Annotated in this window: 21 protein-coding genes; 5 read left to right on the top strand and 16 right to left on the bottom strand. The window is 68.6% G+C overall.

The features are described from left to right. Positions 1–137: 137 nt before the first annotated feature. The 12 genes from ACI3KS_RS12240 to ACI3KS_RS12185 all read right to left on the bottom strand — a co-directional run bounded on the left by ACI3KS_RS12240 (position 138) and on the right by ACI3KS_RS12185 (position 12,414). A complete protein-coding gene (locus tag ACI3KS_RS12240) occupies positions 138–1,085 on the bottom strand; it encodes a siderophore-interacting protein (protein ID WP_404918655.1) in 948 nt (315 codons plus the stop codon). Further along, positions 1,075–1,875, bottom strand: a complete 801-nt coding sequence (locus tag ACI3KS_RS12235) for an ABC transporter ATP-binding protein (RefSeq protein ID WP_404918653.1) — start codon at positions 1,873–1,875, stop codon at positions 1,075–1,077. The genes ACI3KS_RS12240 and ACI3KS_RS12235 overlap by 11 nt, the downstream gene beginning before the upstream one ends. Beyond that, positions 1,872–2,930 carry a FecCD family ABC transporter permease gene (locus ACI3KS_RS12230; RefSeq protein ID WP_404918651.1) on the bottom strand — a complete coding sequence of 353 codons (1,059 nt, stop codon included), beginning with the start codon at positions 2,928–2,930 and terminating at the stop codon, positions 1,872–1,874. Before ACI3KS_RS12230 ends, ACI3KS_RS12235 begins: the two co-directional genes overlap by 4 nt. Next, the gene (locus tag ACI3KS_RS12225; protein WP_404918695.1) at positions 2,927–3,949 is read right to left on the bottom strand and encodes a FecCD family ABC transporter permease; all 1,023 of its coding nucleotides are present in this window, start codon (positions 3,947–3,949) and stop codon (positions 2,927–2,929) included. Before ACI3KS_RS12225 ends, ACI3KS_RS12230 begins: the two co-directional genes overlap by 4 nt. Before the next feature lie 39 nt (positions 3,950–3,988). Beyond that, positions 3,989–5,026, bottom strand: coding sequence for an iron-siderophore ABC transporter substrate-binding protein (locus tag ACI3KS_RS12220; protein ID WP_404918649.1), 1,038 nt, complete (start codon positions 5,024–5,026; stop codon positions 3,989–3,991). A 203-nt stretch (positions 5,027–5,229) separates the two neighbouring features. Next, on the bottom strand, positions 5,230–5,433 hold the full coding sequence (locus ACI3KS_RS12215) for a cold-shock protein (RefSeq protein ID WP_404918647.1): 204 nt from the start codon (positions 5,431–5,433) through the stop codon (positions 5,230–5,232). A gap of 143 nt (positions 5,434–5,576) precedes the next feature. Beyond that, positions 5,577–6,683 carry a Dyp-type peroxidase gene (locus tag ACI3KS_RS12210; RefSeq protein ID WP_404918645.1) on the bottom strand — a complete coding sequence of 369 codons (1,107 nt, stop codon included), beginning with the start codon at positions 6,681–6,683 and terminating at the stop codon, positions 5,577–5,579. After that, a complete protein-coding gene (locus tag ACI3KS_RS12205; RefSeq protein ID WP_404918643.1) occupies positions 6,676–7,350 on the bottom strand; it encodes a hypothetical protein in 675 nt (224 codons plus the stop codon). Before ACI3KS_RS12205 ends, ACI3KS_RS12210 begins: the two co-directional genes overlap by 8 nt. Beyond that, the gene (locus tag ACI3KS_RS12200) at positions 7,347–8,621 is read right to left on the bottom strand and encodes a right-handed parallel beta-helix repeat-containing protein (RefSeq protein WP_404918641.1); all 1,275 of its coding nucleotides are present in this window, start codon (positions 8,619–8,621) and stop codon (positions 7,347–7,349) included. The genes ACI3KS_RS12205 and ACI3KS_RS12200 overlap by 4 nt, the downstream gene beginning before the upstream one ends. A gap of 58 nt (positions 8,622–8,679) precedes the next feature. Further along, on the bottom strand, positions 8,680–11,496 hold the full coding sequence (locus ACI3KS_RS12195; RefSeq protein WP_404918639.1) for an ATP-binding protein: 2,817 nt from the start codon (positions 11,494–11,496) through the stop codon (positions 8,680–8,682). A gap of 86 nt (positions 11,497–11,582) precedes the next feature. Further along, positions 11,583–11,783, bottom strand: coding sequence for a hypothetical protein (locus ACI3KS_RS12190; protein WP_404918637.1), 201 nt, complete (start codon positions 11,781–11,783; stop codon positions 11,583–11,585). A 175-nt stretch (positions 11,784–11,958) separates the two neighbouring features. Next, positions 11,959–12,414: an SRPBCC family protein gene (locus ACI3KS_RS12185; protein WP_404918635.1), complete on the bottom strand. Its 456-nt coding sequence runs from the start codon at positions 12,412–12,414 to the stop codon at positions 11,959–11,961. 162 nt (positions 12,415–12,576) lie between these two features. Here ACI3KS_RS12185 and ACI3KS_RS12180 point away from each other — a divergent pair, with 162 nt between their 5' ends. Next, a complete protein-coding gene (locus ACI3KS_RS12180; protein ID WP_404918633.1) occupies positions 12,577–13,611 on the top strand; it encodes an FUSC family protein in 1,035 nt (344 codons plus the stop codon). 235 nt (positions 13,612–13,846) lie between these two features. Here ACI3KS_RS12180 and ACI3KS_RS12175 read toward each other — a convergent pair whose 3' ends face one another. After that, a complete protein-coding gene (locus ACI3KS_RS12175; protein WP_404918631.1) occupies positions 13,847–14,851 on the bottom strand; it encodes a diguanylate cyclase in 1,005 nt (334 codons plus the stop codon). Between the two features lie 90 nt (positions 14,852–14,941). Between ACI3KS_RS12175 and ACI3KS_RS12170 the strand changes: the two genes are divergently transcribed. Continuing rightward, positions 14,942–15,688, top strand: coding sequence for an EAL domain-containing protein (locus ACI3KS_RS12170; RefSeq protein ID WP_404918629.1), 747 nt, complete (start codon positions 14,942–14,944; stop codon positions 15,686–15,688). Between the two features lie 13 nt (positions 15,689–15,701). Here ACI3KS_RS12170 and ACI3KS_RS12165 read toward each other — a convergent pair whose 3' ends face one another. Then, positions 15,702–15,908, bottom strand: a complete 207-nt coding sequence (locus ACI3KS_RS12165) for a hypothetical protein (RefSeq protein ID WP_404918627.1) — start codon at positions 15,906–15,908, stop codon at positions 15,702–15,704. Then, positions 15,905–17,350: a glycosyltransferase gene (locus ACI3KS_RS12160; protein WP_404918625.1), complete on the bottom strand. Its 1,446-nt coding sequence runs from the start codon at positions 17,348–17,350 to the stop codon at positions 15,905–15,907. Before ACI3KS_RS12160 ends, ACI3KS_RS12165 begins: the two co-directional genes overlap by 4 nt. A 273-nt stretch (positions 17,351–17,623) precedes the next feature. On the opposite strand from ACI3KS_RS12160, the gene ACI3KS_RS12155 reads away from it, so the two are divergent. The 3 genes from ACI3KS_RS12155 to deoD all read left to right on the top strand — a co-directional run bounded on the left by ACI3KS_RS12155 (position 17,624) and on the right by deoD (position 19,540). Next, complete coding sequence (locus tag ACI3KS_RS12155) at positions 17,624–18,082, top strand: hypothetical protein (protein ID WP_404918623.1); 459 nt, start codon at positions 17,624–17,626, stop codon at positions 18,080–18,082. 20 nt (positions 18,083–18,102) lie between these two features. Beyond that, positions 18,103–18,765 carry a DNA alkylation repair protein gene (locus ACI3KS_RS12150; protein WP_404918621.1) on the top strand — a complete coding sequence of 221 codons (663 nt, stop codon included), beginning with the start codon at positions 18,103–18,105 and terminating at the stop codon, positions 18,763–18,765. Positions 18,766–18,829: 64 nt separating this feature from the next. Next, positions 18,830–19,540 carry a purine-nucleoside phosphorylase gene (gene deoD, locus ACI3KS_RS12145; protein ID WP_404918619.1) on the top strand — a complete coding sequence of 237 codons (711 nt, stop codon included), beginning with the start codon at positions 18,830–18,832 and terminating at the stop codon, positions 19,538–19,540. Positions 19,541–19,610: 70 nt separating this feature from the next. Here the strand turns inward: deoD and ACI3KS_RS12140 are convergent, their stop codons facing one another. After that, the gene (locus ACI3KS_RS12140; protein WP_404918617.1) at positions 19,611–23,096 is read right to left on the bottom strand and encodes an SdrD B-like domain-containing protein; all 3,486 of its coding nucleotides are present in this window, start codon (positions 23,094–23,096) and stop codon (positions 19,611–19,613) included. Positions 23,097–23,306 lie beyond the last annotated feature (210 nt).

Below are 23,306 nucleotides of genomic sequence, written 5' to 3'. Positions count from 1 at the left end.
CGCTCGGCAGGACGGCATCCGCTCGCCGGTACGGCATCCGCCCGCCGACCGGCCGGCGCGCTCACCGGGTGGGCGACCCAGCCGGCGCGAGAACAGGGCGGCAGAACGTGATCGAACCCGCACGTTCGAGCCCGAGCTCAGCCCCGCATCGCCACCCCGCGGCGCCAGTACCCCATGAACGCGACCTGCGAACGGTCGATGCCGAGATCCTTCACCAGGTGCCGGCGCAGCGTCGTCACAACACCGCTCTCCCCCGCGATCCAGAAGTACCGATCAGCGACGGCATCCGCCACCGGAGCCACCGTCTCACCGAGCCCCGAGTACACCGGCGTCTCCCACAGCAGGTCTTCGCCCTCGATGTCACGGACCTCGACCGCCGCATGCGCATCGCCCAGATACGACAGCACCGCAGGCAGCAGCGCAGCTCCGTGCAGCGCGTCGGCCGCACGCGGCAGCCACGTGACCTCGACCCCGGCGGGCGCGTCGATCGGCAGGATGTCGGATGCCGTGGGCACCTCGATGAACGCCGAACCGCGCAGATCGCGGGGAGCGTCCTCGAGGATCCGGGCGATCGCAGGAGCCGCGGTCTCGTCGCCCGCGAGCAGCACCGACCGCGCGGCACCCGGGCGGAACTCCGCGCCACCGTGCAGCTCCGCCGGCACACCGCGCCGCGGACCGACGATGAACACCGGCTGTCCGACCTCGGCCGTGCTCGCCCAGAGAGACGCGGGACCAGTGAGCCCCGGCTGCAGGTGCAGCACGAAGTCGACCACCAGCTCCGTCCCCTCGGGAGACACCCGCAACTCGCGCACCGAGTAGGTGCGCATCGATCCGCGCTCCTCCTCGGGCACGGCGAGGTATGAGCCCCACCAGTCGTCGGCATCCCGATCGATCGGCGGCACGGCGTAGGGCGACGGCGGGAAGATGATCTTGATCCTGGCGTCGAAGACGTCGCCCGGCGTGCCGAACGAGTCGAGGTCCGCACCTCCGAACCTCACCCTGACGAAGCTCTCCGACACCCGTTCGACGGCGATCACCTCGGTGAGGACAAGAGCGTACGGGCGGGTCGTGGTCTCAGCGGACATGATGCCTTCCGATCGGGGTGACCAGCGGCGTCCCCGACACCGGGTCGATGGTGACGTGGTTGGCGAGACCGAACACGGCCTCCACCAACTCCGAGGTGACGATGTCGTTCGGCGCACCGACGTCGTGCACCCGTCCGTCCTTCATCGCGACGAGTTCATCGGCGTAGCGGGCGGCGAGGTTGAGATCGTGCAGCACCATGACGATCGTCGTGCCGCGAGACACGCTGAGATCGGTGAGCAGATCGAGCACCTCGACCTGGTGGGCCACGTCGAGGAACGTCGTCGGCTCGTCGAGCAGCAGGATGTCGGTCTCCTGCGCCAGCGCCATCGCGATCCACACGCGCTGGCGCTGTCCACCCGACAGCTCATCGACGCTGCGATCGGCGAGGTCCGAGGTGCCCGTGGCCTCGAGCGCGTCGGCGACGACCTCGTAGTCGTGCGCGGTCCAGCGCGACAGCATCCTCTGATGCGGATGCCGACCACGCCCGACGAGATCGGCGACCGCGATTCCCTCGGGCGCGATCGGAGACTGCGGCAGCAGCCCCAGCACCCGGGCGACCTCCTTGGTCGGCCGCGCGTGCACCGACTTCCCATCGAGCACGATCCGCCCGGCGTCCGGCGCAAGGAGTCGCGCGAACGAGCGCAGCAGCGTCGATTTGCCGCATCCGTTCGCTCCGACGATCGTGGTGATCTTTCCGGGCGCGAGTCTCAGGTCGAGCCCGTCGATGATCGTGCGGTCGCCGTACCCGAGGGTCACGGACTCGGCCGACAGGGTGTGCGCTTCGGTCACAGCGAGCCTCCGGAGCGGTTGGTGCGGATGAGCAGATAGATGAGATACGGCGCGCCGAGCACGCCGGTGATCACGCCGACCGGGTACCGGTCGCCGAACGCGAACTGGCCGAGCAGATCGCCGCCGAGCACGAGCACGGCGCCGACGAACCCGCTCGGCAGCAGCAGGTTCGCGCCGGGACCGGTGAGCCGTGCGGCGATGGGTCCCGCCATGAAAGCCACGAACGCGATCGGACCGGTCGCCGCGGTCGCGAACGCGAGCAGCGCGACCGCGCCGAGGATGAACAGCAGACGCGTGGCCGTGACCCGGATGCCGAGCCCCATGGCCGAGTCGTCGCCGAGCTGCATGGCCCCGAGCGCTCGGCCCTGCGAGAGCAGCAGCGGCACGATGACGAGGGCGGCGATCGCCAGGGGAAGCACGCGTTCCCATGAGGCGTTGTTCAGGCTGCCGGTAAGCCACTGCATCGCGGTCTGGATGTCCCAGCTCGCGGCCCGCGACAGGATGTAGGAGATCACGCTCTGCAGCATCGCGGCTATGCCGATGCCGATGAGGATCAGCCGGGAGCCGGCGAAGCCGTTCTTGATCGACAGCAGGTAGATCGCGCCCGCAGTGATCACCGCGCCGGCGAGCGCCAGCAGCGACACGACGGGGCCGTTGAGCGAGAGCACGACGATGCCGACCACGGCTGCGGCGCCGGCGCCGTTCGAGATGCCGATGATGTCGGGCGAGGCGAGCGGGTTCCGCAGCAGCGTCTGGAAGCAGACGCCGGCGATGCCGAAGGCGAGACCCGAGAGCACCGCGAGAACGGCGCGCGGCAGGCGCAGCTCGCCCACTGTGAACGATGCGCCCGGCACCGTGTGCCCGAGCATCACCTGCAGCACTTCGTCCAGCGGATAGAACGTGTTGCCGATCATGAGCGCAGTGAGGAAGAGCGCGAACAGCAGGATGCCGAGCACGACCGTCGCGATCGCGTGGCGACGGTGACGCGCGCGGCGCCCGGCGATGACGGTGGACACGCGGCCCTGCGCGGTCTCGGGGCGGGTCAGGATGCTCACAGCTCACGCACCTTCTGCCGACGGACGATCCAGATGAAGAACGGGGCACCGATGATCGCGGTGATGATGCCGACCTGGATCTCCTCCGCGGACGGGGTGATCACGCGCCCCACGATGTCGCTCGCAAGCAGCAGTGCGGCGCCGGCCAGAGCGGAGAAGGGCAGCAACCAGCGATGGTCCGTGCCGATGAGCATCCGGCACATGTGCGGGATGACGAGGCCGACGAACCCGATCGGACCGGCGATCGCGGTCGCCGCTCCCGCGAGGATCACCGCGCCGAGGGCCGAGAACAGCCGCGTGCGGAAGACGTTCTCGCCGAGGCCCTTCGCCATGTCGTCGCCGAGCGCGAGGGAGTTCATACCGCGAGCGCTGGCCAGGCAGATGAGCGCGCCGAGAGCGAGCACGGGAGCGGTGATCGCGATGCGCGGCCATTCCGCGCCGCCGACCCCGCCGATCTGCCAGGACTGGTAAGCCTGCAGCAGGTCGACGCGCGGCAGCATGATCGCGCTGATCAGCGAGGCGAAGGCGGCGGAGGTCGCGGCTCCGGCGAGGGCGAGCTTGAGCGGGGTCGCACCACCGCGACCGAGCGAGCCGACCGTGTAGACGAAGACGGCCGCCGCCGCGGCGCCGACGATCGCGAGGCCCATCTGGCTGTAGGCGTCGGTGAGTCCGCCGACCGCGAGTCCGACCACCACGGCCAGCGAGGCCCCGTTGGTGACGCCGAGGATGCCGGGATCGGCGATGGGATTTCGCGTCACGGCCTGCATGGTCGCTCCGGCGAGCGCGAGCGCCGCCCCGACGAGCAGAGCGAGCACGGTGCGCGGCAGTCTCTTGATGATCGCCGCCTGCGCGATCGTGTCGTCGTGGCCCGAGAGCGCGGCGGCGATGTCGTCGAAGGTCACGGCGCGCACGCCGAAGCAGATCGACAGGATGCAGAGGACGACCAGAACGCCCAGGCCGGCGAGCAGCCAGAGGGTGCGCGCCCATGCCGGACGCCGCAGAGCGGCGACGTCCGGCATGGGCGCGGTGACGGCGGTCACGAGTGGTTCAGCGAGGGATCACTTGCCCGCGAGGGGCGCTGCGAGGATCGCGAGGTAGTCGCTGAGACCCCACGGGATCGACAGCGGCGACGGGTTCGCGGATGCCGCGATGGGGGTGGCATCCGGAAGGATCGCGATGCGCCCTTCGGCGATCGCCGGGATCTTCGACAGCAGCGGGTCTGCCTGCAGCGTCGCGATGAAGTCCTCGTCGCCGTAGGTGACGAACAGGTCGACGTCGGCGAACTTGTCCGCGGCCTCGGCGCTCTCGCTCAAGTAGAACTGGTCGGTGTCGGCGTTCTCCTCGACGATCGACGGGAGCGGCAGTCCCAGGTTGTCGTGCAGGAAGCCGGGGCGCGTGTCGATCGCGGTGTAGTAGCCGATCTGGCTGAGGTCGGTCGGGTCGACGTACGCGAAGAGGACCTTCTTGTCCTTCAGCACGCTGTTCTCCTCGAGAGCAGCCTCTGACTCGGTCTTCAGCTCCTCGATGAGGGCCTCGCCCTCGTCCTCGAGGCCCAGGGCCTTCGAGTTGAGCTCGATCATGTCGTCGACCGTGGTGCCCCAGGCGAGCTCGGGATAGGCGACGACGGGAGCGATCTTCGAGAGGGTGTCGTACTGCTCCTCGGTCAGTCCGGAGTATGCCGCGAGGATCACATCGGGGTTCGTGTCGGCGATCGCCTCGTAATCGATGCTGTCGCCGTCGTCGAAGAGCACGGGCTCTTCGCCGCCGAGCTCGTCGATCTTCTCCTCGACCCAGGGCAGGATGCCGTTGTCGTCATCGTCGCCCCAGGTGGCCTTGCTCATACCGACCGGGACGATGCCGAGGGCCAGGGGGACCTCGTGGTTCGCCCACGCGATCGTGGCGACGCGCTCGGGCTTCTCGGTGATGGTCGTCTCGCCGTACACATGCTCGATCGTGACGGGGAAGGCGTCGTCGGATGCCGGGTTGCCGCCGGCCGCCGAATCGGAGGTGTCGGAGGTGCTCGCGGTGGAGCAGGCGGTGAGGCTCAGGGCGACGGCGACAGAAGCGCCGAGGGCCAGAAGACGAGAGGTGCGCACAGGCGTTCCCTTTCGGGTGGGGGTGTCGGGGCACGGCGCGAGAGGCGCCAGGGCTTTGGTAAGCCTGGCCTAATGTAACAGAAAGTTAGGTCACCCTCATCTTGAGCGTGCGTCCGCCGCCGCCGTTTCGATGTGCGAACCGCCCGGCAACGCAAAACCGGCCGGATCCCGAAGGATCCGACCGGTTCCGAAGTCTGCAGCGCTCAGAGAGCGGTGATGTTCGCAGCCTGCATGCCCTTGGGGCCACGCTCAGCGTCGAATTCGACCTTCTGGTTCTCGCGGAGCTCCTTGAAACCGGAGCCGGCGATAGCCGAGTAGTGGGCGAAGAGGTCGTCCGAGCCGTCATCGGGAGCGATGAAGCCGAAGCCCTTTTCTGCGTTGAACCATTTCACAGTGCCAGTGGCCATGTGTTTTCTACTTTCTGTTGAAAAGGACCGCTTGCGCGGTCCACGCACCGACAGAACGTCCATCAATGCGTTTCGTCAGCGTAGCACGCGAATCTGGACGGCGCCCCTGCTGATCTCCCGTCCGTCGCCGAGGATGCTGCGGCTCAGGACCCCGGCACGAAGAAGCAGCCCGATGCGTCGGTCGACGTGTTCGCGAGCAGATCGTCCATCTCGTCGAGGCGACGCTGGGTGAGCACGAAGGTCTGCGGGTCTGCGACGTAGGCGATGAACACGAGCCCCGCCCCGCTCGGCGGATCGAAACTGTAGCTGCGGCGCAGCATGAGCGCCCGGCCGATGTTGGTCGGATGCGCGCGCCGCGCGTGCGCGGATGCGGGGGTGAGCAGCCGCCCGTCGGCGGTCTTCGAGAAGAGATCGACCTCGTCGTCGGGTCCACCGCCCGACAGCGGGGCTCCGGTGGCACGGGAGCGGCCGATCGCCTGCTCCTGCTCCGCCACAGGACGAGTGGTGAACGCGGCGTCGATGTACATGCGCCGCACGACGAGATGGGTGTCGTGGTTCTCGGCATCCGCCCACACACCTGCGGCGAGCAGCTCGGGAGTGCGCGGATTGATGATGCCGTCGATGAAGCCGGTCGACGTGCGCGCCGTGCCGTGCGGCGTCGGAGCATCGCGGTAGCCCGCCTGCTCCCACAGCACCCGTCCACCGAGCGCGGCGATCACGGCTTCCGACGCGTCGCGCGCGCCCGATGCCGTCTCTGCGCACACCTGCACCGCGAGATCACCGCCTGTGATCATCGCAGGGTCGTCGCGAGCGAACGCGGGCAGAGCAGATGCCGCCGCAGCCCGCTCCGGCCACAGCGCCAGCGCGTGCTCCGGGGCATACCCGACAGTGACGGTGACCTCGCCGGCATCCGCGGGGACCTCGCCCAGAGCATCGACGGCCGAGGCCACCAGCGCGGGCAGATCGGCGGAGTCGACTCCAGCGACGTCGACGACGCGCAGCATCAGGTGCCGTTGCGGGACCGCGGGGTAAGTGACCCCGGCACGATGATCAGCGGTCGGCAGCGGAGACGCGGATGCCGTCGGCGCGGGCGCAGCAGCCGCATCACCCTCGCCTGACACCCCGCGCAACAACCAGCCGCTCGCCCCGGCGACAGCGGCCGCGCCGGCTGCCGTCCCGGCCGCGAGGAAGAATCCGCGTCGCGTCGTGCCGGAACCCCGTTCCGGAGTGCCCGAGGATTCCTCAGCCATCGGAATCCGTCCCGAACAGCGAGTCGAGCCCGTCCGGACGCTCCTGCGGCTCGGCATCCGTCAGCAGCACGACCAACTGGTCGTCGTCGCCCGCGTCGAGTCGCTTCAACCGGCCGTCCTCGTCGAGCCACATGCGCGTCGACGCCCCGCCCTCGCCGTCGACGCTGGGCAGTCGGAACACCTGCTGCTGCTCGCCATCGACGTCGACGGTGCCGAGGTACGTCGCATCGGACTGCCGCAGCAGCTGCGCGTTCTCTGGACGATCGGCGCCGAGCGAGAACACCACGGCGAGCGCGGCACTCGGCCCCTCGGCGAAGGACACCGCCTGCCACTGCCCGTTCGAGAGCGCGGCGAAGACCTCGGGGGTGAAGGCCACGGTCTCGTCGACGGCCAGGTCCTCGGGTCCGCGCGACATCGTGCCCCAGGCGGCCGCGCCTTCGGGATCGAGCGTGACGTCGAAGGCGAGATGTTGGATGTCGTCGGCGGGCAGCACGCTGATCTCGAGAGCGACCTCGCCCTGACTCGCGACCTGGAAGCGCGTCTGCGCGAGAAGTTCGGACTGCTCGATCGTGAGCGGTTCACCGGTCTCCGAGAGCCCGGATTGGCAGCCGGTGAGGAGGACGACGGATGCCGCGAGTGCGGCGACCGCCGCGATCAGGCGCCTCACGAGATCGGGTCGGCGAGCATGTCGGCCGCAGGGATCTCGACGGTGGACAGATCGGGCATCTCGACCGTGGCCGGAAGCGTACGGGGCTTGTCGTCCATGCTGTCGAGTCCGGGGCGCTCGGCGGGGAAGGCGACCTTCGAGAACATGATCCCGGCCGGAGCGGAGGGCTGCACGAACGTGCCGCCTGTGGTCGCGCATCCGCTGAGACCCGCCGGCTCGACCGTCACGGTCGAGTCGATGTCGAAGCAGTTGTCGGCCCCGGGTGCCGTCGCACTCGGAGCGAAGGCGATGTCGAGGGCGTTCCCGCTGAAGGCGTCGCCCGAGACCGATGTGCCGGTCGGCGCGAAGTCCTCGGATGAGGTGACCCACACGCCGACGGAGCTGTTCCCGGTGATGAGGTTCGCGCGGACGACGGCATCCACCGTTCCGCCCAGACCGATACCGACGCCGAACGCGCCGCCCGCCTGCTCGGGCGTCTCGACCGCGTTGTTGTCGGAGATGACGTTGCCGACGATCTGCACGCCCGCCGTCGGGCCGTGCGCCTCGAGGTAGTTGCTGAGCACGCTGATGCCGATGCGGTTGTCGACGATGCGGTTGCCCGTGACGGTGACGGCCGAGGCGTTGGCGAGCTCGAGGCCGGCGGCGTTCATGGTGATCACGTTGTTCTGGACGAGTGCGTTGCACTCCTCGCACTGGCCGACGTAGATGCCCGAGTCCGAGCCACCGCTGGCGATGTTGTCCTGGATCACGCCGTCGGTGCGGTTGAAGGCGTAGATGCCGTACAGGCCGTTGTTGTTCGCGGTGACGCTCTGCACGAGGTAGCCGGGAACGGGCGGCGGGCTCTGGTCGGGCAGGTAGCCGTCGGGGCCGCGAGCGACACCCGCGCCGTTCTCGTCGGTCACGCCGGTGATGAGCACGCCGTTCTGCAAGAAGTTGCGCACCGTGAGGTTCTCGACCGTGATGCGCTCGCCGGTCGCGACGACGCCGTTGCTTCGTGTCAGCTCGCCGTCGAGGATCACCCCGTTGCGGTCCTCGCCGCGCACGGTCACGTCGTCGGCGCGCACGTCCAGACTCTCCGTGTAGGTGCCGGAGGAGATCAGGATGATGCCGCCGTCGGCGACCAGCGCGCCGGCATCCGTCAGCGAGGCGTCGGCGGGCACGCGCACGACGTCCTGCGTCTCGGGTTTCGTGTCGGATGCCGACGGCGAACAGGCGACGAGGGATGCCACCGCCAGCAGGGTCACGATCAGGGCGGGGACGGCTCTCTTCACTCTCGGAATATTACCCGGAGGCGCCGTGCGCGCCCGTCGACGTGACCCCCGCCGTCCTTCAGCGCGCAGCCAGCGCCGCCTCGGTGCGTGTGCTCACCTCGAGCTTGCGCAGCACGGCCGACACGTGGACGCTCACCGTCTTCGCACTGATGAAGAGGCGCTCCGCGATCTGTCTGTTGCTGAGTCCCTCTTTGATCAGCTCGAGCACCTGCCGTTCGCGGGCAGTGAGGGGGTCCCGATCGTCCTGTTCCGGATCCAGGCCGGCCTCGTGGGCGAACGACGAGACGGAGTCGATCAGCCGAACGTGCCCGAGGCGGTCCGCGATGCCGGCCGCCTTCGTCAACAGAGCCGAGGCCGCCGCCCGGTCACCCGTGCCGACATGCAGTCGGGCCTGTTCGAGCCTCGTCACGACCCGGAAGACCACGGGCATGTCCTCACCGTCGGCGAGTTCGACCGCCCGCGCCAGCGCGGCGGGGTCAGGGGCCAACAGCGCTTCGAGCAGGAGCCGCCAATCGCCCCCGCGCAGGCTCTCGGGCTGAGTGTCCCATCCCTCGCGCACCCGTGCGACGGCGTCAGTGACGTCCACGCGTCGGGACCTGAGCTCGGCGATGAGCCATCCGGCTTCCAGGAGCAGGCGCCGCTGATGCAGCAGGCGCGCCCCGTCATCGTCGAGCATCCGCAGAATGACGTCCAGCGCCGCCTCGAGATCGCCACGGCTCTCGGCCACCGCCACCTGCATGATCACGCTGTCGTACCAGAGCTGCCGCTCGACCTCCCCGGCCTCGCGGAAGGCCGGCAGCCATTCCTCGAGCACGTCGGCTGCCTGCTCATGGCGGCCTCGCCACGCGAGCGCCTGCACCCGGGTCATGATCGTGTACAACCGGAAGATCGGCAGCGTGTCCTGCGCGAGTTCGCGGGGCAGCATCCGCTCCACCCGCTCGATCTCGCCCAGTTCGAGCAGCGGCACGGCGATGTTCTGCGCGAGCATCGATCCCGAGGTGCGCTCGACGCCGAAGGCGCGCGCTCGCGCAAGCCCTTCTTCCGCGACCTCGATCGCCTCGCGGTAGCGGCCGAGCAGCGTCAGCAGATCCGAGTAGTTCACCCGGTACCGCAGTTCCGCCGATGACGCGTCGGCGAGCGACAGGGCGACGCGATATTCGCTGATGGCCTCGTCGATGTGACCGAGATGTGCACGCGCGTCTCCGCGCATGTTCGCAGCGATCGACGCCTCTTGATCGGAGGCCGCACGCGCCGCGAACTCACCGGCCTCGACGGCGAACGTGTGGGCGCGCTCAAGGGCGCCGACGATCAGGTAGCGGCTCGCGAGGTTGTTGAGCACCGTGGCCCGAAGGCGGTCGTCGTCGACCTGGTTCTCGAGGATCTCGAGCGCCTGGTGGAGCAGCGGGATCGCACCGGGCCGCGCAAGACCGTTGGTGTACGCGGCCTTGTCGCGCAGCAGTCGAGCGTGCATGCGCGGATCATCCGCGTCGGGGTCGAGCTCGGAGAGTGCGAGGTCGACGACAGCCAACGCACGCTCGGCGTCGCCGGCGTTGCGGAGGATCGACCCGAGCACGAGCAGCAGCTCGAGTCTGGCGAGCCCTGCGGCCTGCTCGGCGTCGTCCACGCGCGGCCACAGTTCGAGGGCGAGCTCGCCGAGGCGCGCCGCGCTCGCGAACGCGAACTGCGACTTCGCCCGCCGCATCGCGCTCACCGCAGCGCTCAGCGCCCGACGGTCGTCCTGCGCGAGACTCCAATGATGTGCGAGAGCCGCCTGATCGTCGGCGTCGGCGTGCTCGGCGAGGGCCTCGGCGTATCTGCGGTGCAGTCGGGAGCGCTCCCCCGGCAGCAGATCGTCGTGCACGGCTTCGCGCAACAGCGCATGCCGGAAGCGGTACTCGTCGTCGACGACCACGAGGATGCCGCTGTCCACGGCCCCGCGCACCGCATCATCGAGTTCGTCGTCCGGAAGCTCCACGAGCCGCGCGAGCAGCGGATGCGGAAGCGGGCGCTCCGCGCCGGACGCGACCTGCACGACCCGCCGCGTCCGCTCCTCCAGACGGTCGAAGCGGGCGAGGAGGAGGTCGCGAAGCCCCTCGGGCAACGGCCCCGCCGAGCATCCGGCGATCTCCTCGACGAAGAAGGGGATGCCCTCCGCACGGGCGTTCATGCGCGCGAGCGCGCCCTCGCTCAGCGGATGCCCGAGGATCTGCTCGGCGATCTCACGGACCTCCCGGACCTCGAGCCGCGTCAGGGCCTCGCGTTCGATCAGCCGTGCGCGGGCGGCCTCGCCGATGAAGCGGCTCACCGGATCTCCGCGTCGGACGTCGTCCGAGCGGCAGGTGAGCACGAACATGACCCGCCCATGGGCGAGGGTACGCAGCAGGAACGAGAGCATCGCGAGCGTGGAGTCGTCGGCCCAGTGCAGGTCTTCGACGACGAGCACCTGGGGCGCCTCGGCGGCCGCGCACTCGATGATGGTCGCGATGGCATCGCGCAGGCGTTCGGGACTGGTGCCGCTGTCGGTTTCGGCGGCCAGTTCGGGCACGAGCATCGCGAGGGCATCCGCACCCGATCCCAGGCCCTCGCGAACGGCATCCGCCCCCAGCAGGCGCACGAGGGAGCGGAGGATGCCGGTCAGCGGGCCGTACGGCGAGCGGGCAGCGCCGACGTCGAGGCACCAGCCGACGTGGACGTCCGCGCGGCCCGCGATGCTGTCGGTGAACTCGCGGAGGAGTCGCGACTTGCCGATGCCCGCCTCGCCCTCGATCAGCAGGGCCGAGGGCACCCCCTCGCTCGTCCGCGCGAACAGAGCCTGCGCCCGTGCGAGGGCAGCCTCACGGCCGACCATCGGAGCACTGGGAGCGGGCGGAGCCATGTTCACATCGTGCCACTCGCCACCGACAGAGGCGTGCGCACCCGCCTGCATCTCGGCTTGCATCCCGGCTTGCAGGACGACGAGGCTCACCGGGCGGCCGCGGCCGCCCGGTGGCGGGACCGCCCGTCGGCGCGTCGAACCACGATCATCAGCATCCGTCGCACGACGCCCGTTCGCCGCGCAACGATCTGATCCGCGTGATCGGCGATGAGGCGGCGGCGCGCGACGCGGCGCGCGAGTTCGTCCTCGGTGAACGGTGTGATGGCGACGGGCAGGTACTCGAGCATGGGGTTCTCCTTCTTCGGCACCTCCTACGCTCGTCTCTGAGGCGCACCCGCCACATCAGTCATCCTCCCTATCTTCGACAGCCGCCGCGCCTCAGAGGAGTCCTGCCCCACCTCAGACGAAGAGGAGCCCGCCGTGCGGCATCCTGCACGGCGGGCTCCTCTGTCGGTCTCGCGGTCAGGCGTCGACGTCGCCGCGCCAGGCGCCGGTCTCGGCACCGCGCGACTCGATGAACTCCTTGAAGTTCTGCAAGTCCTTCTTCACGGCGTGCGAGCCGGCACCCACGAGCGAACCCACCTTCTCGAGAAGACCCTCCGGCTCCCAGTCGAGCTGCACACTCACCCTCGTCGTGCCCTCGCTGAGCTTGTGGAAGGTCACGACGCCGGCGTGCTCGGTCTCACCGCCGATGCTGTTCCAGGCGACGCGCTCGTCGGGATGCTGCTCGGTGATCACCGCGTCGAACTCGCGCGTCGCCCCGGCGACGTTGACGATCCAGTGCGTGTGCGTGTCGTCGATCTGCGAGATCGACTCCACCTCGTCGAGGAAGTGCGGAAAGCTCTCGAACTGCGTCCACTGGTTGTAGGCGACGTTCACGGGGACGTCGACGTCGATGGTCTCGATGATCTGCACCATGTGATGCTCCTCACTCGTCTGTCGGTCACGTGCCGACCATTCACGCCGACTCGCGCTCATCGCGCGACGGGGTTGACATCCGCGGCGCCGTCACCGACCATCGCGTCGCCCGGATGCCGGCACGCGGAAGGGCGGATGCCGACGCGCGAGTACCGTGGAGGCATGCGCATCCCCGCCGCGATCCGCGCCCCCCAGCGTTCGCCGCTGCTGCAGGTCGTGAAGTCGGCCGCGGCGACGATCGCGGCCTGGCTGCTCGCCGGATGGATCGTGCCGGGCCAGCTGCCCGTGTTCGCCGCGATCGCCGCGCTGCTGGTGGTGCAGCCGAGCGTGAACCAGTCGCTGTCGAAGGCGCTCGAGCGCAGCATCGGCGTGATCGTGGGCGTCGTGATCGCCGTGTCGCTCGGCCTGCTGCTCGGCTCACCGAGCTGGATCGTGCTGCTCGCGATCGTCGTGGCGATGCTGGTCGCCTGGGCGCTGCGGGCGAGCCCTGGCACCGGCAATCAGGTCGCGATCTCCGCCATGCTCGTGCTGGCCCTCGGCTCGACCCCCGACTACGCGATCGCGCGGATCTTCGAGACGCTGATCGGCGTCGTGATCGGGATCGTGGTGAACGCTCTGATCGTGCCGCCGGTGCTCGTCGCGCCGGCGCGGCGAGACCTCGGGATGCTCGGCAGCGAGCTGGCCGCCAGTCTCGACCGGCTCGCCGCGGCGCTCCCCGAGCCGCAGTCGCCGGCGCGCCTGCAGGAGCTCATGGTCGAAGTACGCCTGCTGCGGCCGATGCGCGACGTCGCCGAGGCGTCGATCGCCGCCGGCGAGGAGTCGTTGACGCTGAACCCTCGACGCTCCACGCACCGCGAGGAACTGGCCGAGATGCGCGTCCTGCTCGAGCGGCTGACCCCCATCGTCACGCAGACCATCGGAATGACGCGCGCCTACTTCGACCATTACGACGACACGATCGGCGAGGAGCCCGCCGTCGCGGCGATCGCGGATCAGCTTCGTCGTGCGGGTCACGATGTGCGTCTGGCGGTGCAGATCGCGGATGTCGCGCCCGAGCCCGACGCGCTCACCTCAGCGATCCCCGCTCTGACCTCGCCCCTCGTCATCCGTCCGCCCGCATCGGAGCACTGGATCCTCGTCGGATCCCTGATGGAGGACCTCCGCCGAATCCGCGGGGAACTCGTGGACGAGGACTGATTGCAGGTCCGGTGTCCTCGCTCGGCCCGGAAGCATGAGATCTTCAGATCTCCGAAGGTCTCGGGCTGTCTCCGGAGATCCCCGAGGTTCTCCAGCTCTCCGCCCGTGCGCGAAACAGGTCAACCGCGCGAGATCAGGACGGACTTCGGGATTTCGTCAGATCCTGGTGCGGTTGACCTGTTTTCGGCAGGCAGCAGCCGGAGGAGGCCGCACAACGACCGGCAGCCCGCGGAGCTCAGCCCCGTTTGTCGTCGTACATCGCGAGATCGGCGCGGTTCAGCAGGCTCTCGACCGTGTCGCCCTGGCGGAGTTGCGCGACACCCCACGACCAGGGGTGGTTCGCGTACTGACGCAGGCGTCGCATGAGGGTCGTCGCATCGTCGGCGTCGGTCTCGGGCAGCAGCATCGCGAACTCGTCGCCGCCGAGGCGACCGACGATGTCGCTCGAGCGCGACATCGACATCCACTGACCGGTGACCGATTTCAGCACGTAGTCGCCGGCGGCGTGGCCCGCCTCGTCGTTGACGTCCTTGAAGTTGTCGAGGTCGAGCAGCACCACGCTGAGGGGACGCCCGTGGCGCAGCGCGCGGCGGATCTCCATGCCGACCTTCGCTTCGAACCCGCGACGGTTCAGCGCGCCGGTGAGCTCATCCGAGTGCGACTCGAGCAGCATCCGATGCCGCATGAAGATGCCCGCTTCGAGGCACATCCAGGTGAAGATCCCCGCGCCGAAGATGTTGGCCGGGCCCAGGAGTCCTCCCGGGCCGGTGAAAGGACCGATCACCGCGGCGCCGAGCACGGCGACGATGACCGCGAGCATGACCGAGCGTGCGAGCCTCGCGCCGTAGAACCAGGCGAAGTACATCGCCATGATCGGCAGCTCCTGGAACACGGCGATCGCATTCTGCCGTTCGTCGGAGAAGCCCAAGTAGTACACCGAGACGGCACCGTGCAGGCTGACGAGGACGAACCCCATCCACCGCGGCAGCTCGACTCCGCCGAGCGCGACGAGCAGGAACAGACCGACGCAGACGACGAGCGTCGCGGCCGAGAGCCCTCTCTCGAAGATCGTGATGTCGTCTTCGAAGAGCTCGAAGACCCCGAGTACACCGAAGTATGCGATCAGTGTGGCGGTGACGACGGAGAACGTCGACGTCCGCTCCCTGATGGAGCGGAGCCACCCGATTCTCAACCAACGCAGGTCTTCGGCGTCAGACGCACGTATCCCCTGAACGACCATGCATCCTCCCCAGGTGCGCGTTCCCAGGCCCCCAGGATAGCGCGCTTTTCCTATGCACTGCTCAAGAAGTACACCGGTATAAGGTGAACCGTGACCACTCCTCCTCGCGCGGCGTCCGACCTCCTCGCCGACTTCCCCCGCGCGCGCATCGTCTTCCAGACGATCGTCGATCTCGATGCCTGGAGCGTGACCGGATTCGAGGCGCTCGCCCGGTTCGACGACGGCGGCTCGCCTCCCTCGCATCTGCAGCGAGCTGAGACCCTCGGCATCCGTGGAGAACTGGAGCTGCTCCTCATCGAACAGGCGATCGCCGCCATGGACGCATTGCCCGAGGGCACCTCGGTCACCGTCAACGCCTCAGGGGCGACGGTGCTGCGCCCGGAGCTCGCCTCCCTCGTCAGCGGGATCACCCGCGGGTGGGGCGTGGAGATCTATGAAGGGGCCACCACCGCAGACCTCACTGCCGTGCGCGCGACCGTCACCGATCTCGGCGGCACGGTGCTCGTCGACGATGCCGGTGCCGTGTGTGCAGACGAGGGCCGCATCGCAAGCCTCCGCCCCGACGTGGTGAAGATCGATCGTTCGCTGTTCTGGCAGATCGCCGACGATGCCGACGCACGCACCCGGCTCGACAGCCTGCTCACCGCCGCCCGCGACGCAGGAGCGAAGGTGCTGGTCGAGGGTGTGTCGGATGCCGAACAGGTCGAGCGCGCCCGCGCCCTCGGCGCCGACTACGCCCAGGGCTTCCACCTGGGCATGCCGACTCCGGCGGACCAGGTCGCCGGGATGCTCGCCGAGCTGCACCGCACCATCGGGATCGACGCCCCCGGGCTCTGATTCGCCGCCCGGCCTACAGCGGAGCGTCCGGGTGGATGCTCCGGGTCTCCGACCGCCTGCTCGCACCGCGGTAGGTCCGACGCCAGCGGATCATCGGGACGATCTTGATGAGACCGAGCACGACGTAGATGAGGGTGTTCACGGCGACGAACGCCGCCAGCACGCTGAACCAGTCGGTCTGCAGCCATTCCTGCGGCAGCAGGATGCCGGTGGGGATCATGACGACACCTCCGTCGCGGCATCCGTTCTGGTGCCTCCGTGCTCGACGTGCTTCCACGTCGCGCGCCGCCCGAAGGCGATCTCGAACACGCCCTTGAGGAACGCGAGGTTGAGGAAGCAGTCGTAGACGAGCTCCGGGAAGATGAGCACCGCGACCAGCCTCGCCTTCCACCCGCCGCGCCAGGCCGTGATCATGCGCTCGAGCGCGAACAGCACGCCGATGCCCAGCCAGAACGGGAACCAGATCCACGTGTCCATCGCGAGCAGCATGAGCAGGATCAGCGCGAAGTACGAGAACAGGGCGAGCACGCCGTAGCCGAGCGAGATCTGCTGTGCCCAGTACCGCAGCGTCTGCGGCGTGAGACCGTACTCGCCGAGGTTCTCGAGCGCTCCGCGCTGCCAGCGCAGTCGCTGCGCCCACAGCATCCGCCAGTTGGGCATCAGCTCGGTGACGACCGTGCATTCCGCAGGCGAGATCGTGAGCGCGCCGAGGGACTTCAGCGCGATCGTGAGTTCGTTGTCCTCGGTGAGCGCGAAGGTGTCGTAGACATCGCCCTTGCGTCCGGGGATCTGGCTGCCGCGGGCCTCGGCGACGGCGCGCAGCGCCGAGGCGCGGAAGACGGATGCCGTGCCGGTGAGCACGAACACACGTCCGCGGCGACGGCCGATCTCGCGCTGATAGCGGATGTATTCATTGCGCTGGAACTGACCGAGCAGACCTTGGCCATCCTCGCCCTGGAAGAGTCCGCCGACGGCCATGAGGGCACGATCGTCGGTGAAGCGCTGGATCGCGACGCGAAGGAAGTCGTCGCCGATCTGGCTGTCGGCATCCATCACCATCACGGTGTCGTTGTCGCCGAGGGTGGGCAGCAGGTCCTGCAGCGCCTGGTTCAGCGCGCCGCCCTTCTTGTGCGTGTTGTCGACGCTCTCGAAGACGTCGACGTGGTGCTCCCTGGCGACCTGCACCGTGCGATCGGTGCAATTGTCCGCCACCACGACGATGCGGTTCGGTGGAGTGCTCTGCTCCATCAGCGATGCGAGGGTCGCCGGCAGCGAAGCCTCTTCATTGTGCGCGGGGATGAGCACGGTCACCGTGACGTCGCCGGCGAAGACGCCGCGCGTGCGCTCCATCACGGTCTTCGGGGCGAGCGTGAGCGTGGTGACCTCGGTGCCGGCGCGGCGGTAGCGCCCCGCGACCACGCGCTCGCTGATCACCACGAACAGCACCATCAGCAGCGCCAGAGCGAGGGCGACAGCCATGATGCCGAGGTTCGGCAGCTCGGAACTGTACATGACCTGCCAGATGCCGGCGAGCGTCAGATGCATCGGATGCCACAGGGTGGGCGGATCCGTGACGATGATGCCCCACACCAGCAGTCCCGCGGCAAGAAGGACGACGACGATCACCGCCAGCCCGACGCTCCGCTGGAAGAACCTGTTCATCTGTCGTTCCTTTCCCCGCGCGAGCGCGGGCCCTCCCCATATATCAGCGTCTCACGTCTTGTTGTGCGGCGTGCATGTTTTACGCCGACGTCACGGCGTCCGGGCTCGCGTACGCTGGCCGCATGACTCCCGCCGCCGCTGACGCCCTCTCCCGGGCGCGGAGTATCTGAGGTGTACTGGGGCAGAGGGCGCCGCACACGCATCGGTCCAGGAACCGATCGTCGCGGGATCCGCGGCGCCCGGCTCCTCGTCCGGGCAGATCCGACCGTCGCCGTGGACCATGCGGTCTCCGCACTGCGTGGAGCGCGATTCGCGCCGGACACGGCGACGGTGCAGCCCCGGCTCGCCGCTGCGGCGCCGCCGTGGGTGGCGCAGGCGCTCACGATCGGTCGGCCCGCGTCGCGCTGGGCGCTTCCGTCGTTCGACTACGGCGACTTCCCGTTGAACATGATCCCCGCGTTCTGGCCGAGGGTGGCGTTGACGCTCGCGATCGCCTGCGCGCGAGCGACGGATGCCGGAACCGAACTCGTGATCTCGGCGCACCCGTCGATGCTGCGCGCGGGAGAGCGCACGAACGACAGCGGACCGCTCATGAATGCGGCATACTCCACGCTGCAGAGACGCCTCGGCGGCGCGAGCCTCCTGCTGCATCACGAGCCGATCTCACGGGTCGACGACGATACCTGCCCGGCATCCGCAGCTTTCGTTCACACCAGACTCGACTGGCGCTGAGGCTCGCGTACGCTGGCCGCATGACTCCCGCCGCCGCTGACGCCCTGGCCGAGCTCGCCGCGCTCGAGGACCCGAAGGCGCGTGCGGTGAACGAGCGCCACGGCGATGCGCACGGCGTGAACCTGTCGAAGCTGCGCGCTGTCGCCAAGCATGTCGGCATGAACACCGATCTCGCCCGCGAGCTCTGGGCGACGGACGATGTCGCCGGCCAGCTGCTCGCGCTGTTGATCGCGAAGCCGCGGGAGCTATCGACCGACGAGATCGACGGGATGGTGCGCAGCACCCGCAGCTCCAAGGCGCACGACTGGCTCGTCAATTACATCGCGAAGAAATCGCCGCTCGCTGAGGAGCTGCGACGGGGCTGGATCGACGATGCGGAGGCCGACGCTCGGGCCGCCGGGTGGTCGCTGACGACCGTGCGCGTGATGAAGACGCCGGACGGGATCGACCTCGACGGCCTGCTCGACCGGATCGAACGCGAATTGGCGGATGCTCCGTCGCGAGAGCAGTGGGCGATGAACGAGACGCTCGCGAACATCGGCATCCGGCATCCGTCGCTGCGCGATCGGGCAGTCGCGATCGGCGAGCGGCTGCAGGTGCTCGCCGACTACCCGACCTCGCCCGGGTGCACATCTCCCTTCGCCCCGCTGTGGATCGCGGAGATGGTGCGCCGGCAGTCCTGAGACCGCCCGATCCCTGAGAGAGCCCACCCCTCGGTCCTACAGCGCCGGAACGTACGCTGGGCGCATGAGCACCCACATCGCCGCAGAGCCCGGTCAGATCGCCCCCATCGTGCTGTTCCCCGGAGATCCGCTACGGGCGAGATGGATCGCCGAGAACTTCCTCGATGACGCCGAGCTCTACAGCGAGACCCGCGGGATGCTCGGGTACACGGGCACCTGGCAGGACCACCGCGTCTCGGTGCAGGGCTCGGGGATGGGCCAGCCGTCGATGGCGATCTACGCGACCGAGCTGTTCGAGTCCTACGACGTGCAGACCATCGTGCGCGTCGGATCGTGCGGGGCGCTCACCGAGAGGCTGAAGGTGCGCGACATCATCATCGCGCAGGGCGCGTGCACCGATTCCGGGATCAACCGCGTGCGGTTCCACGGCCTCGACTACGCTCCGGTCGCCGACTTCGGCCTGCTGCGCGCCGCGGTCGAGGCGAGCGAGGCCGAGAACCTCGATGCCGCCGTGCACGTCGGGCTGCTGTTCTCGAGCGACCAGTTCTACAGCACGCGTCCTGAGCTCACGAAGCCGTTCGTGCAACACGGCGTGCTCGGGGTCGAGATGGAGACCGCGGGCCTCTACACTCTCGCCGCCTTCCACGGCCGCCGCGCCCTGAGCATCTGCACGGTCTCCGACCACATCGTCACGGGAGAGGAGACCACCGCGCAGGAGCGTGAGCAGACCTTCGGCGACATGATCCGCATCGCCCTCAGCGCCGCGACCGCCTGACACAGGTTCCCACGAACGACGGAGGCCGTCGCGGGGATTCCCGCGACGGCCTCCGTGTGTGTTCGGAACGTCAGTCGATCGTCTCGTCGGCTCCGACCGTCGCCGCACGGCGACGGCGGATCAGCACGAGCGCCGCACCGGCGAGGAGCAGCAGGAGCGCTCCGCCACCCAGCGCCCACGGCACCGCACCACCCGTCACCGCGAGCGGCGGCACGACCACCGGCGGAACCGGCGGCACCGGCGGCACGAAGCCCGCGTCGATCGTCGGCAGGTCGACCTCGCCAGGCAGAGCCGAGTTGTTCCCGGTCGCCGGCGTCGTGAACGTCACACGACCGGTCTTCTGGTCGGCATCCGAATCCAGACCATCGTCCGAACCCGAGTTCGACGTCGTCAACGGGAACTCGACCCCGTTGATGACGACCTTCGTCGGGAACTCGATCGTGTACTCCGTCGACGGCTTCAGATCCGTGAACACGTAGAAGCCGTTGTCGTCCGTGGTGGTCGTCGCTACCAGCACACCGTCAGCGTCGTACAGTTTGACCTCGACACCCGAGATGGGCTTCTCGTCGGGGTCCTGCACACCGTCACGGTCCGCATCGATCCACACGTAGTCGCCCACCGAGACGAGGATCTCGTTGTAGCCCGCATCGATCGTCGGATCATCGGCTTCGCCCGGCTCCGCCGAGTTCGAGCCGTCGACCGGCGTCGTGACGGGCACGCGCCCCGTCGTGGGGTCGGCGTCGGAGTCGGCCGCCTCATCATCGCCCTGGTTCGGCGTGGTGAGGCGGTAGTCCGTGCCGTCGACCGTGACCGTGGTCGGGAACTCGACGATGAAGTCGGTGTCACCCGGCAGGTCGGTGAAGACGTAGTACCCGTTCTCGTCGGTGGTCGTGGTCGCGATGACCGTCTCACCATCCGCCGCATACAGGGTCACCGTCACACCCGAGACGGGGAGCTCGTCCTCGTCCTGGATGCCGTCCTTGTCGGCGTCGATCCACACGTAGTCGCCGATCGACACGATCGGCACGTATCCGGCGTCGATCGTGGGGTCGTCGGCCTCGCCGGGCTCGCCCGAGTTGTCACCGCTCGCGGGCGTCGTGACGGGAGCGTGACCCGTCTCGACATCCGCGTTCGAGTCGCTCGAGCTGTCGCCGCGCGTCGGGTCGGTCAGACGGTAGGTCTTGCCATCCACCGTCACCCGGGGCGGGAAGACCACGGTGTAGTCGGTCGACGGGCTGAGATCGGTGAAGGCGTAGAAGCCGTTCTCGTCGGTCGTCGTCGTGGCGACCACGTTGCCGTCGGCGTCGAGCAGCTGAACCTCGATGCCGGGGACCGGCGGCTCGCCCTCATCCTGCTGACCGTCGTTGTCGCGGTCGATCCACACGTAATCGCCGATCGAGACCAGCTCGGGAACGAAGCCGAAGTCGATCGAGTGATCGTTACGGCCCTGCTCGGGCGTCGTCACGTCGGCGACGACGACCTGGCTGCCGCCGATGTCGGTGAGCTCACCGTTGTTGTCGATGCCGCGGTTGGTGCCCGTGGCGGTCGAGGTCACCTCGGCGCCGAACAGCGGACCACCGGTCTCGAAGTCGGCCGGACGGTCGAGACGGATCTGGTAGTCCGTCTCGGGCAGCAGGCCGTCGTTCGTGTCGAACCAGTACTCGCCGTTCTCGTCGGTCTCGGTCGTCGCGACGACGTTGCCTTCCTCGTCGTAGAGCGACACCTGCACGCCCGCGACGACGGGCTCGTCGGGATCCTGGATGCCGTCACCATCGGTGTCGAACCAGATCCGGTTGCCGATCTGCTGGATCGCTTCGAGAACGAGCGCCTCCATGTCAGCGAGTCCCTGGTTCTTGCCGAAGTCGTCGGTGATGGTCGCGTTGTCGCGAGCAGTTCCGTTGTCGAGGTTGAGGAGGCGGACACCGTTCGTGAGGATCGCTCCGGTCGCGTCCATCTGGTTGGTGAGGACCCAGTCCGTGCCGGGGACGTGCACGATGCCCGACGATGCGCCCTCGTTGTGGAATCCGCCGAAGGTGCTGAACTCGTAGGGCTCGTCGAGGAGGAGCTCGGTGCCGGAGGCCACGGTCGAGACGATGTCACCGCTGGCGATGTAGCTGCCGTAGGAGCCATCGCCGTTCGTCTTCTCTCCGAGGTAGAGCGGCGATCCGTACTGGTCGGAGCTGCGGTCGCGGAAGCTGAGGATGAACTCGCCGCTCTCGAGCTTGGCGATGTCGGCGAGGATCGGCTGCGGGAACGACCACTGGTTGCCGACGTTGCCCTGGTCGACCGGCGTGGTGTAGCTCGATGCGTCGATGCACTCCTGGGTCACGTCGTCCACCCACGGACGCCAGTCCACCTGCGAGCAGGCGGCCGACATCGTGAACACCGTGTTCGTCTTGCCGTCACGGTCGGCCATGGTGTCGACGTTGGTGTGGAACACTTCACCGGTCGGCGACAGCGTGCCGTCCGCAGCGCGCTCGTAGGTGATGACGTAGGTGTCGAGGGTCGCACCGCAGACGGCGCCGACGTAGAGCAGGTCGCCGTCCTCTTCGAGCGCCGACGGCGCCCAGTCGGCGGCGCAGCCATCGATCGGGGTGACAGGGAGGGTCTGAATGGGCGTCGCGGGAGCCGTGGCCTGAACCGGGTAGACCACGAGGGAATCCGTGTGCATGTTGACGGCGGTCACGAACGTGTTGGCGTCGTTGACCTCGACGTCGCCGAGACCCTCACGGCCGACGGCGGTGCGGAAGTCGAAGTCCTGCAGGGGGTCGTTCAGGACGCCCATGGTCGTCGAGTGCTCGGTCGTACCGGCGTCCGCAACGGTCGCGTAGACCTCGAACGCGCCGGTGTCGACGTTCACCCGATAGAGGCCACCGGGGCCGGCGGGGCCGTAGCCCGAGCCACGCTTGGCGTATGCGCCCGCGAAGATCTCACGGTTCTCGGTGTCGAGGCCGATGCCGTAGACGGAGCCGATCGAGCCCCGCGAGGTGATGTCGGTGACGGTTCCCGGAGACAGGTCGTAGCGGATCGAGTAGACCTCGGTGGTCTCCGTGCCCGGCCAGATGTCATCGGGCTGGATGGCCGAGTAGACCGTGGCGTTGTCGGGACCGAGCGTGTTCACCTGGACGTAGGCGACCGAGAGTTCGGTGGCGGCGCCGTTGCTCACGTCGACGAACGACGTCGCGGGCGAGTAGTCCGTACCGGAGCGTGCGTCCAGCACACGACCTTCGGTGTAGAGCCCGGCGTTCGGGTTCGTGACCTCGATGCGGTACTTGCCGCCCACGAGGGTGTTGTCCGCGTCGGCACCCGCGAGCACGATCTGCCCGTCGGTGTTCGTCGTCCGCGTGAACGTGTTGTCAGCCGCGTCCGTGAACCGGACGGTCACGTTCTCCAGCGGGCTGTCCGCGACATCGCGTGTGCTGTTCGCGTTGACGTCGCTCAAGACGTTGATGGTTATGGTCCCGTCGCCCGCCGCGGCGTGAGCCGCCGGCGCTGCGACGATCGAGAGGGCGGCAGCTGTCGCCAGCACTCCCACCCCTGCGAGTGTCTTCTTCACGTTCCTTCTCCCCGTGCGCGCTCCCCAGCGCCCACGCATCTGTTGTTGTGCGATGCCCCAGAAGACGATCCCCGTTCGATCTTGGCGAGGCGTGCCGAAGGGGTGTGAATGTTACGCACTGCCGACCCCCGACAGAGGTCACTTTCCGGGAGGTTTGTGGCGACACCCCACCTATGTGGTATGTCAGCATGCCGAGATGACGGAGGCCGT

The sequence above is a fragment of the Microbacterium sp. ZW T5_45 genome (assembly GCF_044987415.1).
Lineage (GTDB): Bacteria > Actinomycetota > Actinomycetes > Actinomycetales > Microbacteriaceae > Microbacterium.
This window is presented reverse-complemented; position numbering and strand designations above follow the sequence as displayed.